Origin of the sequence: Xenorhabdus koppenhoeferi (assembly GCF_900116635.1) — a bacterium.
Lineage (GTDB): Bacteria > Pseudomonadota > Gammaproteobacteria > Enterobacterales > Enterobacteriaceae > Xenorhabdus > Xenorhabdus koppenhoeferi.
In genome coordinates, this window is the sequence record NZ_FPBJ01000024.1 from 1 (window position 1) to 14,470 (window position 14,470).

The following is a 14,470-nucleotide window of genomic DNA, read 5'->3' on the forward strand; positions in this document are numbered from 1 at the left end:
GTGACTCTGATTTCACCAATCGCAATGGACGAAGGTCTGCGTTTCGCAATCCGTGAAGGTGGTCGTACTGTTGGCGCTGGTGTTGTTGCTAAAGTGATCGCATAATTTTTTTAATGTGTTCATTTTGGAAGGGCATCAATAGATGCCCTTTTTATACGTTGTCTTAAGAAGAACCTATCTCATCAATAGTTGTTCATTAAATCACTCTCTGATGGCAGACAAATCGCCATTTGACAGTTATCCTTAATTGTTGGTGAGATAGGCTTTTGATACAACGGATGGGATTTGATATCGTTGAGATATATACTCAAAGGATTTCAAGAGGCAGCCCACAAAGCTGCAACTTAAAAGACGAAGGGTAAAAAGTCCTGCTGAATTATGGCGCCGGGTCAGATACAATTGCAATTATCTTTGGGTTCGGTCTGATTTGTTTTGCTCTTGCGAGGCAAGCTGGCTATCTATTTACATCATAGTTACTTACATATAGTTACAGGTTGGTTTATGAGTGCGAATAGCGATGCTCAAGAAAGCGGGCGTGGTCTTGATATAGCAAAATGGCTATTGGTAGCTGTGCTGCTAGTAGCTGCTATAGTGGGTAATTATTATTACCGAGAGTATAACCTGCCTCTGCGTGCGATAGCCGTTGTGGCTATTGCTGCCTTTGCAGGAGCAGTTGCATTGTGGACAGTGAAAGGTAAAGCTGCATTAGCATTTGCCCGTGAAGCCCGCATTGAAATGCGTAAAGTCATTTGGCCAACTCGCCAGGAAGCTCTGCATACGACTTTGATTGTTGCAGCTGTAACAGCTGTCATGTCTCTGATCTTATGGGGACTGGACGGTATTCTGGTGCGTTTAGTTTCATTTATTACAGGCCTGAGGTTTTAAAAATGTCTGAATCCCCAAAAAAGCGTTGGTATGTCATACAGGCATTTTCTGGGTTTGAAGGTCGTGTTGCTCAATCTCTGCGTGAGCATATCAAATTACAAGATATGGAAGATTCTTTCGGCGAAGTGATGGTGCCGACAGAAGAAGTGGTTGAGATCCGCAGTGGCCAACGCCGTAAAAGCGAGCGTAAATTCTTCCCTGGTTATGTTTTGGTACAAATGGTAATGAACGATGCAACTTGGCATCTGGTTCGTAGTGTACCTCGCGTAATGGGTTTTATCGGTGGCACGTCTGACCGTCCGGCACCAATTAGCGATAAAGAAGTTGATGCGATTATGGATCGTCTTCAGCAAGTTGGTGATAAACCACGGCCAAAAACTCTGTTTGAGCCAGGCGAAATGGTTCGGGTCAGCGATGGCCCATTTGCAGACTTCAATGGTGTGGTAGAAGAAGTCGATTACGAGAAGAGCCGTTTGAAAGTATCGGTTTCTATCTTTGGTCGTGCTACGCCTGTTGAGCTGGACTTTAGTCAGGTAGAGAAAGTTTAATCTGACGATAAATCAAACAAGCTCACTTGCAAAGGGTGTGAAATTAGCATACAATTTCGCGCCTTTTGTTTTTATCTAGACATTATTTTTTAATTATGTTTTCTAGATAACTTAGGTAAAAGTTTTAAGTGGTCTGGTCTTTATAATAGAATAATAGACGAGGCCTGAATTGTCGGGGGAGCCTCGCTTTGAGGCGGTAAGACCCATATAGAGGAAATAAGATGGCTAAGAAAGTACAAGCCTACGTTAAGCTGCAAGTTGCAGCTGGTATGGCTAACCCAAGCCCACCAGTTGGCCCAGCGCTGGGTCAGCAGGGTGTTAACATCATGGAATTCTGTAAAGCGTTCAATGCTAAAACTGAAAGCATTGAAAAAGGCCTGCCAATTCCAGTTGTTATTACTGTTTACGCGGACCGTTCTTTCACTTTCGTTACCAAGACCCCACCAGCAGCAGTTTTGCTGAAAAAAGCAGCGGGTATCAAGTCTGGTTCTGGCAAGCCGAACAAAGACAAAGTTGGTAAAGTAAGCAGCGCTCAGATTCGTGAGATTGCTGAAACTAAAGCTGCGGACATGACTGGTGCTGACGTTGACGCTATGATGCGTTCAATCGAAGGTACTGCTCGTTCCATGGGCCTGGTAGTGGAGGGTTAATCAATGGCTAAACTGACCAAGCGCATGCGCACTATCCGTGAAAAAATTGATGTAACTAAACAGTATGACATCAACGAAGCTATTGTTCTGCTGAAAGAACTGGCTACTGCTAAATTTGTAGAAAGTGTTGACGTAGCTGTCAATCTTGGCATCGATGCGCGTAAATCTGACCAGAACGTTCGTGGCGCAACTGTATTGCCACATGGTACCGGTCGTTCAGTACGTGTTGCTGTATTTGCTCAGGGTGCAAATGCTGAAGCGGCTAAAGTTGCTGGCGCAGAACTAGTAGGTATGGAAGATCTGGCTGAACAGATTAAGAAAGACGAGATGGATTTCGACGTAGTTATCGCATCTCCAGATGCAATGCGCGTTGTTGGCCAACTGGGCCAAATCCTGGGTCTACGTGGCCTGATGCCAAACCCGAAAGTAGGTACTGTAACTCCTAACGTTGCTGAAGCTGTACGAAACGTTAAAGCAGGACAGGTTCGCTACCGTAATGATAAGAACGGCATTATCCACACTACTATCGGTAAAGTTGACTTCGAAGCTGATAAACTGAAAGAAAACCTGGAAGCTCTGCTGGTTGCGCTGAAAAAAGCGAAGCCATCTTCTGCTAAAGGTGTTTACATTAAGAAAGTTAGCTTGTCCACTACCATGGGCGCATGTGTAGCAATTGACCAATTTGGTCTGACCGCTTCAGCTTAATTCGAGCTGAAAAGGATTATCGCTTTACCTTGGCGTTAGATTTGTCTAAAATTTGGCACCTTATGTTTGGCTGGTAGATTATATATTAGTTGAACAAAAAGTTTTAGGTTGGAGCTTGGCCTGATCCAAGCCCCGTCCAAGACCGCAGGCGTAAGTAATTACTTAATATCCTGCGTAGACGGTGACAGAGCCAAATGAAATTTATTTTCTGGATTCTGCTCACCGTGTTTTAGCGCTCAGGCACATTCCGTGTTTTGAGTGAAGTGAGTTCCGGGTTTTCCCGGTTAATCCAGGAGCAAGAAGCTAATGGCACTAAATCTTCAAGACAAACAAGCGATTGTTGCTGAAGTCAGCGAAGTAGCCAAAGGCGCGCTGTCTGCGGTTGTTGCGGATTCTCGTGGCGTTACCGTAGATAAAATGACTGAACTGCGTAAAGCATGTCGTGAAGCTGGCGTTAACGTACGCGTTGTACGTAACACCCTGCTGCGTCGTGCTGTTGAAGGTACTCAGTATGAGTGCCTGAAAGAAGCGTTTTTTGGTCCAACCTTGATTGCTTTCTCTTCCGAACATCCGGGCGCAGCTGCTCGTCTGTTCAAAGAGTTCGCTAAAGCGAATCCAGCACTCGAGATTAAAGCAGCAGCCTTTGAAGGTGAGTTTATCCCAGGCTCAAATATCGATCGTCTGGCAACACTCCCAAATTACGAAGAAGCAATCGCACGCCTGATGTCAACCATGAAAGAAGCCGTTGCAGGCAAACTGGTTCGTACTCTGGCTGCGTTACGCGAGTTACGCGAGCCGAAAGAAGTAGCTTAGTTGCTGATTTCCTTCGTTGCTTTTTAACGTATAAATTATTTCTGAATTTTAGGAACACTTGTTATGTCTATCAATAAAGAACAAATTCTGGACGCAGTTGCAGACATGTCCGTTATGGATGTTGTTGAACTGATCACTGCAATGGAAGACAAATTCGGCGTTTCTGCTGCTGCGGCTGTAGCTGTTGCTGCTGGCGCTGCTGAAGCTGTTGAAGAACAAACTGAGTTTAAGGTCACTCTGTCTGCTATTGGTGCTAACAAAGTTGCAGTTATCAAGGCAGTACGTGGCGCAACTGGCCTGGGTCTGAAAGAAGCGAAAGACCTGGTTGAAACTCCAGACGCTACACTGAAAGAGGCTATCAGCAAAGAGGACGCTGAAGCACTGAAAAAATCTCTGGAAGAAGCAGGCGCTTCTGTTAAGATTGAGTAAGTTTAATTTTAAGTTAGCAGCCTGACTTTAGAGGCTGACGGCTGGTGATTTTTTGATCACCAGCCTTTTTGCGCTGTAGGGTATTAGTAGCATTTCCACTATTTAGCTATTAATTAACCCCAAATACTTTTTCCTATTGACGACTTAATATACTGCGTTCTCAGTTACGATCCACTCGGGTAGCTCGGTAGTAAGGTAACGCAATGAAATGATTTAAGAGTAATAGTAATGAGTATTATGGAAAATAATTCAATTTTCTATTCGAAAAAATAGTGCCGTAAAGAGTTGTCCTTTAGGGCGGCAGAGTGGGTCACTTATCAGCGAGCTGAGGAACCCTATGGTTTACTCCTATACTGAGAAAAAACGTATTCGTAAGGATTTTGGTAAACGTCCACAAGTTTTGGATGTTCCATACCTTCTTTCTATTCAACTTGACTCGTTCCAGAAGTTTATCGAGCAAGATCCTGAAGGCCAGAATGGGCTGGAAGCGGCCTTCCGTTCTGTGTTCCCAATTCAGAGCTATAGCGGCAATTCTGAGCTGCAATATGTAAGCTACCGTCTTGGCGAGCCTGTTTTTGATGTTCAAGAGTGTCAGATCCGTGGTGTTACTTATTCCGCACCGCTGCGCGTTAAACTGCGTCTGGTGATCTATGAGCGCGAAGCGCCAGAAGGCACAGTCAAAGACATCAAAGAGCAAGAAGTCTACATGGGTGAAATTCCACTCATGACTGATAACGGGACTTTCGTTATCAACGGTACTGAGCGTGTTATCGTATCTCAGTTGCATCGTAGCCCAGGCGTTTTCTTTGACAGTGATAAGGGTAAAACCCATTCATCCGGTAAGGTACTGTATAACGCACGTATCATCCCTTACCGTGGTTCATGGTTAGATTTCGAATTTGATCCAAAAGATAACTTGTTTGTGCGTATCGATCGCCGTCGTAAATTACCGGCTTCGATTATTTTGCGTGCGATGAGTTACTCTACTGAAGAAATCCTGAACCTGTTCTTCAACAAAACCGTTTTCGAAATTTGCGACAGCAAATTGCAGATGACTCTGGTTCCAGAACGTCTGCGTGGCGAGACTGCTTCATTTGATATCGAAGCGAACGGCAAGGTCTATGTTGAAAAAGGCCGCCGTATTACTGCTCGCCATATCCGCCAGTTAGAAAAAGATCAGGTAAACTGCATTGAGGTACCTGTTGAATATATCGCTGGTAAAGTTGTAGCAAAAGATTACATCGACCAGAACACAGGTGAAATCATCTGTGTTGCTAACATGGAACTCTCTTTGGATCTGCTGGCGCGTCTTAGTCAGTCTGGCCACAAATCTATCGAGACCCTATTTACCAACGATCTGGATCACGGTGCATACATTTCCGAAACTCTGCGTATTGACCCAACCAATGATCGCCTGGGTGCACTGGTTGAAATTTATCGCATGATGCGTCCGGGTGAACCACCGACACGTGAAGCCGCAGAAAACCTATTTGAGAACCTGTTCTTCTCTGAAGATCGATACGATCTGTCGGCGGTTGGTCGCATGAAATTCAACCGTTCACTGGATCGTGAAGAGGTTGAAGGTTCCGGTATCCTGAGTAAAGAAGACATCATTGACGTGATGAAGAAGCTCATTGATATCCGTAACGGTAAAGGTGAAGTTGACGATATAGACCATTTGGGCAACCGTCGTATCCGTTCCGTTGGCGAAATGGCTGAAAACCAGTTCCGTGTTGGTCTGGTACGTGTTGAACGTGCAGTGAAAGAGCGTTTGTCTCTGGGCGATCTGGATACTTTGATGCCACAAGACATGATCAACGCGAAACCGATTTCTGCGGCGGTGAAAGAGTTCTTTGGCTCCAGCCAGCTGTCCCAGTTCATGGATCAGAACAACCCACTGTCTGAAATTACCCATAAACGCCGTATTTCTGCGTTGGGTCCAGGCGGTCTGACCCGTGAGCGTGCAGGCTTTGAAGTTCGAGACGTACACCCAACCCATTACGGTCGGGTATGTCCAATCGAAACGCCTGAAGGTCCGAACATCGGTCTGATTAACTCATTGTCCGTTTATGCGCGTACCAATGAGTACGGTTTTCTTGAAACCCCTTACCGATTAGTTCGTGATGGTGTAGTGACCGATGAAATTCACTACCTGTCTGCGATCGAAGAAGGTAACTACGTTATTGCACAGGCTAACTCCGTATTGGATGAAGAAGGCCGCTTCGTAGAAGAATTGGTCACTTGCCGTCATTACGATGAATCCAGCTTGTTCAACCGTGATCAAGTCCAGTACATGGACGTTTCGACACAACAGATCGTGTCCGTAGGTGCTTCCTTGATCCCATTCCTTGAACACGATGATGCCAACCGTGCATTGATGGGTGCGAACATGCAACGTCAGGCAGTCCCGACTCTGCGCGCTGACAAGCCACTGGTTGGTACAGGCATGGAACGTGCAGTAGCGGTTGACTCCGGTGTAACCTCTGTTGCTAAACGCGGTGGAGTGGTTCAGTACGTTGACGCATCCCGTATTGTAATCAAGGTTAACGAAGATGAAATGTACGCAGGTGAAGCGGGCATTGATATCTACAACCTGACCAAATATACCCGTTCTAACCAGAACACCTGCATCAATCAGATGCCATGTGTTTCTCTGGGCGAATTGGTAGAGCGTGGTGACGTACTGGCTGATGGTCCATCTACCGATTTAGGTGAGCTGGCACTGGGTCAGAACATGCGCGTGGCATTCATGCCATGGAATGGTTATAACTTCGAAGACTCCATACTCGTATCTGAACGTGTTGTTCAGGAAGACCGTTTCACCACTATTCACATTCAGGAACTGGCTTGTGTGTCTCGTGACACCAAACTGGGACCGGAAGAGATCACAGCCGACATCCCTAACGTGGGTGAAGCTGCGCTGTCTAAACTGGACGAATCCGGTATCGTTTATATCGGTGCGGAAGTGAAAGGCGGCGACATTCTGGTTGGTAAAGTGACACCGAAAGGCGAAACCCAGCTGACACCAGAAGAAAAACTGCTACGTGCGATCTTCGGTGAGAAAGCGTCTGATGTGAAAGATTCTTCACTGCGTGTACCAAACGGTGTTTCCGGTACGGTTATTGACGTACAGGTCTTTACCCGTGATGGCGTAGAGAAAGATAAGCGTGCGTTGGAAATCGAAGAGATGCAGCTGCGTCAGGCGAAAAAAGATCTGACGGAAGAACTGCAAATTTTCGAAGCTGGCCTGTTTGCCCGTATTAACTCCGTGCTGGTTTCCGGCGGGGTTGAAGCGGAAAAACTCAGTAAGCTGCCTCGTGGACGCTGGTTGGAGCTGGGCCTGGCTGATGAAGAAAAACAAAATCAGCTGGAACAGCTGGCAGAACAGTATGACGAACTGAAAGCGGAGTTCGAGAAAAAACTGGATGCTAAACGCCGTAAGATCACACAAGGCGATGATTTGGCCCCAGGCGTGCTGAAAATTGTCAAAGTGTATCTGGCTGTGAAACGTCAGATCCAGCCTGGTGACAAGATGGCGGGTCGTCACGGTAACAAGGGTGTTATTTCCAAAATTAACCCGATCGAAGACATGCCTTACGATGAAAATGGAACAGCGGTAGACATCGTATTGAACCCGCTGGGCGTACCATCACGTATGAATATCGGTCAGATTCTGGAAACTCACTTGGGTATGGCGGCAAAAGGCATTGGTGACAAGATCAATGCGATGCTGAAACAGCAGCAAGAAGTTGCCAAACTGCGTGAATTTATCCAGAAAGCTTATGATTTGGGCGACGATACTCGTCAGAAAGTTGATTTGAGCAATTTCACCGACGAAGAAGTGATGCGTTTGGCAGAAAACCTGAAAAAAGGTATGCCAATTGCAACGCCAGTCTTTGACGGTGCGAAAGAAACCGAAATTAAAGAACTGTTGAAATTGGGTGGCTTGCCGACTTCTGGTCAGATCACACTGTTTGATGGTCGCACCGGTGAACAATTTGAGCGTCAAGTAACCGTTGGTTACATGTATATGCTGAAATTGAACCACTTGGTTGATGACAAGATGCACGCCCGTTCTACCGGTTCTTACAGTCTGGTTACTCAGCAGCCGCTGGGTGGTAAGGCGCAGTTCGGTGGTCAGCGCTTCGGAGAGATGGAAGTGTGGGCATTGGAAGCATACGGTGCTGCGTACACCCTGCAAGAAATGCTCACAGTTAAATCTGACGATGTTAACGGTCGTACCAAGATGTATAAAAACATCGTGGATGGTAACCACCAGATGGAACCAGGCATGCCGGAATCTTTCAACGTATTGCTGAAAGAAATCCGTTCGTTGGGTATCAACATCGAGCTGGAAGACGAATAAACCGTTTTCCCGCCAGTGATTATATACCCATTGGATTTCAAGATGCAGCGCGACGGCAAGGGAATGACAAATTCGTCGGGAACGAATTTGCCCAGCCAAAGGCTGGCCTCCGGTGAAAGGCAGGAGCCTTTCATTAATCCCCTGGAGCATAGATAACTATGTGACTGGGGTGAGTGAGCGCAGCCAACAAAGCTGCAACTTGAAAGACGAAGGGTATACTGGTTATAGAGTTGAGTGGCATGGGCCACTCACCTAACAGGCCTAACTCCGACAGGAGCCATTTCGTGAAAGACTTATTAAAGTTTCTGAAAGCGCAAACTAAGACCGAAGAGTTTGATGCGATCAAAATTGCTCTGGCCTCTCCAGATATGATCCGTTCATGGTCATTCGGGGAAGTAAAAAAGCCGGAAACTATTAACTACCGTACGTTCAAGCCTGAGCGTGACGGCCTTTTCTGCGCCCGTATTTTCGGGCCAGTAAAAGATTATGAATGCTTGTGTGGTAAATATAAGCGTTTAAAACACCGTGGTGTGATTTGTGAGAAATGTGGCGTTGAAGTAACCCAGACTAAAGTTCGTCGTGAACGTATGGGTCACATAGAGCTGGCATCTCCAACCGCTCACATTTGGTTCCTGAAGTCTCTGCCATCCCGCATCGGTTTGTTGCTGGACATGCCTCTGCGCGATATTGAACGCGTATTGTACTTCGAATCCTATGTGGTTGTTGAAGGCGGCATGACCAATCTTGAGCGTAGACAGATCCTGACTGAAGAACAGTATCTGGATGCGTTGGAAGAGTTCGGTGATGAATTTGACGCAAAAATGGGCGCAGAAGCGATCCAGTCTTTGCTGAAAAACATGGATCTGGAAAACGAGTGTGAAACCCTGCGTGAAGAGTTGAACGAAACCAACTCTGAAACCAAACGCAAGAAGCTGACCAAGCGTATTAAACTGCTGGAAGCTTTCATTCAGTCTGGTAACAAGCCAGAGTGGATGGTTCTGACTGTTCTGCCAGTTCTGCCACCGGATCTGCGTCCACTGGTTCCACTGGATGGCGGTCGTTTTGCAACTTCAGACCTGAACGATCTGTATCGTCGAGTTATTAACCGTAATAACCGTCTGAAACGCCTGCTGGATCTGGCTGCGCCAGACATCATCGTACGTAACGAAAAACGTATGTTGCAGGAAGCGGTTGATGCATTGCTGGACAACGGCCGTCGCGGTCGTGCAATTACCGGTTCCAACAAACGTCCTCTGAAATCCTTGGCTGACATGATCAAGGGTAAACAGGGTCGTTTCCGTCAGAACCTTCTGGGTAAACGTGTTGATTACTCAGGCCGTTCTGTAATTACCGTAGGTCCATACCTGCGTCTGCATCAGTGTGGTCTTCCTAAGAAGATGGCTCTGGAGCTGTTCAAGCCATTTATTTACGGCAAGCTGGAACTGCGTGGTCTTGCGACTACCATCAAAGCGGCCAAGAAAATGGTTGAGCGTGAAGAAGCCGTCGTATGGGATATCTTGGATGAAGTTATCCGTGAGCACCCGGTTTTGCTGAACCGTGCACCTACCCTTCACCGTTTGGGTATTCAGGCATTTGAACCCGTTCTGATCGAAGGTAAGGCTATCCAGTTACACCCATTGGTGTGTGCGGCGTATAACGCCGACTTCGATGGTGACCAGATGGCTGTTCACGTACCGTTGACACTGGAAGCCCAGTTGGAAGCGCGTGCGTTGATGATGTCTACCAACAACATTCTGTCTCCAGCGAGCGGTGAACCCATCATCGTTCCATCTCAGGACGTTGTATTGGGTCTGTACTACATGACCCGTGACTGTGTTAACGCGAAAGGCGAAGGCATGGTTCTGAGTGGGCCTAAAGAAGCAGAGCGTGTTTACCGCGCAGGTCTGGCTTCTCTGCACGCTCGCGTTAAAGTTCGTATCACTGAAGAAGTGAGAGATGGCGAAGGCAATGTTACTGTTAATACAGGTTTAGTTGATACCACTATCGGTCGTGCCATCCTATGGATGATCGTACCGAGAGGTCTGCCATATTCACTGATTAACCAGGCGCTGGGTAAAAAAGCAATCTCCAGAATGCTGAATACCTGTTACCGCATACTGGGCCTGAAACCAACTGTTATCTTAGCTGACCAGACCATGTATACCGGTTTTGCTTACGCTGCCCGTTCAGGGGTGTCTGTAGGTATTGATGACATGGTTATTCCTGAGAAAAAAGAAGGCATCATCGCTGAAGCGGAAGCTGAAGTGGCCGAAATTCAGGAACAGTTCCAGTCTGGTTTGGTAACTGCTGGCGAACGCTATAACAAGGTGATCGATATCTGGGCTGCGGCGAACGAACGTGTTGCTAAAGCGATGATGGAAAACCTGTCTACTGAAACTGTTATTAACCGTAACGGCGAAGAAGAACAGCAGGTTTCTTTCAACAACATCTTTATGATGGCCGATTCCGGTGCGCGTGGTTCTGCTGCTCAGATTCGTCAGTTGGCGGGTATGCGTGGCTTGATGGCCACTCCAGATGGTTCGATCATTGAAACGCCAATCACCGCGAACTTCCGTGAAGGTCTGAACGTACTCCAGTACTTCATCTCAACCCACGGTGCTCGTAAAGGTCTTGCGGACACGGCATTGAAAACCGCGAACTCTGGTTACCTGACCCGTCGTCTGGTTGATGTTGCCCAAGACTTGGTCGTGACTGAAGATGACTGTGGTACTCACAACGGTATCCTGATGACTCCGGTTATCGAAGGTGGTGATGTTAAAGAACCACTGCGTGAGCGCGTATTGGGTCGTGTAACGGCTGAAGATATTCTGAAACCAGGCACTGCGGACATTCTGGTAGAGCGTAATACTCTGTTGAATGAAAAATGGTGTGATCTGTTAGAAGAAAACTCCGTTGACAGCGTGAAAGTACGTTCCGTAGTTAGTTGTGAAACTGACTTCGGTGTTTGTGCGAACTGTTACGGTCGTGACCTTGCTCGTGGTCACCGTATCAACAAAGGTGAAGCAGTTGGCGTTATAGCGGCCCAGTCAATCGGTGAGCCGGGTACACAGCTGACGATGCGTACGTTCCACATCGGTGGTGCGGCATCTCGTGCGGCAGCAGAATCCAGCATTCAGGTACGCAACAAAGGTCATCTGAAACTGAGTAATGTGAAATTCGTTACGAATTCAGCAGGCAAACTGGTTATTACTTCCCGTAATACCGAATTGCGTCTGATCGATGATTTTGGTCGAACGAAAGAAAGCTATAAAGTGCCTTACGGCTCGGTATTGGCGAAAGGTGATGGTGAAGCAGTAACCGGCGGTGAAACCGTTGCAAACTGGGATCCACATACCATGCCAGTCGTGAGTGAAGTGTCCGGTATCATCCAGTTCTACGACATGGTTGATGGCCAGACCATCACCCGTCAGACGGACGAATTGACCGGCCTGTCTTCACTGGTAGTTCTGGATAGTGCAGAGCGTACCGGTAGTGGTAAGGACCTGCGTCCGGCACTGAAAATCGTAGATACTCAGGGTAACGATGTTCTGATCCCAGGTACAGATATGCCTGCTCAGTACTTCCTGCCGGGTAAAGCGATTGTTCAGCTGGAAGATGGCATCTCTATCTCTGCGGGTGATACGTTGGCGCGTATTCCTCAGGAATCTGGCGGTACTAAAGATATTACTGGTGGTCTGCCACGCGTTGCGGACCTGTTCGAAGCTCGTCGCCCGAAAGAACCTGCTATTCTGGCAGAAATCAGCGGTATCGTTTCCTTCGGTAAAGAAACCAAAGGTAAACGTCGTCTGGTGATCAGTCCGCTGGATGGTAGTGACGCATACGAAGAGATGATCCCTAAATGGCGTCAGCTCAACGTATTTGAAGGTGAGGTTGTTGAACGCGGTGATGTTATCTCCGATGGCCCAGAGTCTCCACATGACATTCTGCGCCTGCGTGGTGTTCATGCGGTTGCCCGTTACATCACTAACGAAGTGCAGGAAGTTTACCGTCTGCAAGGCGTTAAGATTAACGATAAACACATCGAAGTTATCGTTCGTCAGATGTTGCGTAAAGCAACTATCGCAAATGCGGGTAGCTCTGAATTCCTTGAAGGTGAGCAGGTTGAATACGCGCGAGTTAAAGTCGCGAACCGTAAGCTGGAGCAGGATGGTAAAGTACCTGCGACTTTCCAACGTGATCTGTTGGGTATCACCAAAGCATCACTGGCAACAGAATCCTTCATCTCTGCGGCGTCGTTCCAGGAAACAACCCGCGTACTGACTGAAGCTGCTGTTGCAGGTAAACGCGATGAGCTGCGTGGCCTGAAAGAGAACGTCATTGTTGGTCGTTTGATCCCTGCCGGTACAGGTTATGCTTACCATCAGGATCGTATCCGCCGCCGTCACGAAAACGAAGTGACAGAAGCGCCACAAGTTAGCGTTGATGAAGCAACCGCAAACCTTGCTGAATTGTTGAATGCAGGTTTCGGTAACAGCAGCGCTAACGAGTAATATCGTGATGAGTAGCATACTCTATATGTATAGCTAATCGTGAAATGCCCTCTCTTGGTAGAGGGCATTTTTTTGGATGAAAAATAAAAATGAGACGAATTGTTCATGTTATTGCAATAATTTCCTTACCGTTTTTGATGTGTTTTTCCAATCCGGCTTTAGCGCAACATCATAGCCAGCCAAGCTACCGTTATATGGAGATGACAAGAGATAGTGAAATCTATGCTTGGGTAGGAGAGCAAGTTATTGAGGTTGGAGTAATCAAAAAAGGACAAAGTTTACAAGCTATTAAAGAAACAGGAGAAGAAAGTGATTATTATGAATTCCATTTTGGTAATGGTAGTGGCTATATTGCCAAAGGAAATTTAAAGGAAATAGAGAAATCTGCATTTCCCAGTGATCCCTTCGATATTCTTCATAAAAAAGCTTCTCAAAATTTGGTGATTTTTAAAGCGGCTCAAGTCCACAGCACACCTGAAACTGATAGCAAACCAATTACAGTTTTGACGGGAAATCTCCGCTACCCGGTTTTAGACAAATTACGTGATCATTCATACCATACTTGGTATGAAATTAATTTCGGGGATCGACTGGGTTACATTAGTGATCGGGATGCTGAACTGGACAATGGTATTCCTCTGTTAACTTATCACCATATTCTTCGTGATAAAGAGAATAAACGTTTTCTCCATACCTCAACAACGACATCTCTGACGGCTTTTCGTGAGCAGATGGATTACTTGAAACGGGAGGGATACACAACAATTTCATTGTATGAATTGGAAGGCTATTTAAATAGTACGATTAATTTACCAGCAAAAGTGGTTGGTTTGACCTTTGATGACGGTCTGAAATCTGTTTATCGTTATGCTTACCCTATTTTGAAAAATAATAATCAGAAAGCGACATTCTTTATTATTTCATCCCGAATTAAACGTTATCCACAGAAATGGAATCCTGATAGTTTACAATTTACTAGCCTTTCTGAATTATATGCTATGCAGGATGTGTTTGATTTCCAATCTCATACGCATTTTCTGCATCGTTTAGGAAAAGAGAAACAGCCCATATTATTTAGTCGGTCGAGTAATACTATTTTATATGATTTTGAACGTTCGAGACGTGCCTTGTCACAATTTAATCCGCATGTGCTTTATCTCTCTTACCCTTTTGGTGGATACAATTTAAAAGCAATGAAAGCTGCTGAAAAAGCTGGGTTTCATTTAGCTGTCACTACGATACAAGGCAAAGTAAAACTGGGAGATAATCCATTTTCTTTGAAACGGTTATATATATTACGGATAGATCCCATTGAAAAAATGGCAAGAATGATTGCTAATAATCCAGATCCAATGTCTTTGCAACCGATTGATAATAGAATGTAAGATATAAAATCATTTAGCCGATAAATAATAGTTGGTCACTCTTAATGTGATAATTTTTTCTGAGGATGGAAATTATGGATTTCTTGGTATTAATATTGGAAATTTTTTATGACTTTATAAAGTGTATTATCAAGTTTTTTGCCTGGATATTTGAGATTACCATGAAGGATATTGTTAT

At 45.9% G+C, this 14,470-nt stretch carries 10 protein-coding genes; all 10 read left to right on the top strand.

The window, feature by feature from the left end:
• On the top strand, nucleotides 1-105 hold a 105-nt coding region (locus tag BM329_RS09170), incomplete at its 5' end, for an EF-Tu C-terminal domain-related protein (protein ID WP_143101232.1).
• Nucleotides 106-501: 396 nt separating this feature from the next.
• Nucleotides 502-885: a preprotein translocase subunit SecE gene (gene secE / locus BM329_RS09175; protein ID WP_092552024.1), complete on the top strand. Its 384-nt coding sequence runs from the start codon at nucleotides 502-504 to the stop codon at nucleotides 883-885.
• A 2-nt stretch (nucleotides 886-887) separates the two neighbouring features.
• Entirely contained in the window at nucleotides 888-1,433 is a 546-nt protein-coding gene (nusG, locus tag BM329_RS09180) for a transcription termination/antitermination protein NusG (protein ID WP_092552027.1), read from the top strand.
• Nucleotides 1,434-1,654: 221 nt separating this feature from the next.
• On the top strand, nucleotides 1,655-2,083 hold the full coding sequence (gene rplK / locus BM329_RS09185) for a 50S ribosomal protein L11 (RefSeq protein ID WP_092552030.1): 429 nt from the start codon (nucleotides 1,655-1,657) through the stop codon (nucleotides 2,081-2,083).
• 3 nt (nucleotides 2,084-2,086) lie between these two features.
• Nucleotides 2,087-2,788: a 50S ribosomal protein L1 gene (gene rplA, locus BM329_RS09190; protein ID WP_092552033.1), complete on the top strand. Its 702-nt coding sequence runs from the start codon at nucleotides 2,087-2,089 to the stop codon at nucleotides 2,786-2,788.
• Nucleotides 2,789-3,094: 306 nt separating this feature from the next.
• Nucleotides 3,095-3,601, top strand: coding sequence for a 50S ribosomal protein L10 (gene rplJ, locus BM329_RS09195; protein WP_092552036.1), 507 nt, complete (start codon nucleotides 3,095-3,097; stop codon nucleotides 3,599-3,601).
• Nucleotides 3,602-3,664: 63 nt separating this feature from the next.
• Nucleotides 3,665-4,030: a 50S ribosomal protein L7/L12 gene (gene rplL, locus BM329_RS09200; protein ID WP_092552039.1), complete on the top strand. Its 366-nt coding sequence runs from the start codon at nucleotides 3,665-3,667 to the stop codon at nucleotides 4,028-4,030.
• 337 nt (nucleotides 4,031-4,367) lie between these two features.
• Nucleotides 4,368-8,396, top strand: a complete 4,029-nt coding sequence (gene rpoB / locus BM329_RS09205) for a DNA-directed RNA polymerase subunit beta (protein ID WP_092552042.1) — start codon at nucleotides 4,368-4,370, stop codon at nucleotides 8,394-8,396.
• 284 nt (nucleotides 8,397-8,680) lie between these two features.
• The gene (gene rpoC, locus BM329_RS09210; protein WP_092552045.1) at nucleotides 8,681-12,907 is read left to right on the top strand and encodes a DNA-directed RNA polymerase subunit beta'; all 4,227 of its coding nucleotides are present in this window, start codon (nucleotides 8,681-8,683) and stop codon (nucleotides 12,905-12,907) included.
• 89 nt (nucleotides 12,908-12,996) lie between these two features.
• Nucleotides 12,997-14,292 (top strand): polysaccharide deacetylase family protein, encoded by a 1,296-nt coding sequence (locus tag BM329_RS09215; protein ID WP_092552048.1) that lies wholly within the window; start codon nucleotides 12,997-12,999, stop codon nucleotides 14,290-14,292.
• Nucleotides 14,293-14,470 lie beyond the last annotated feature (178 nt).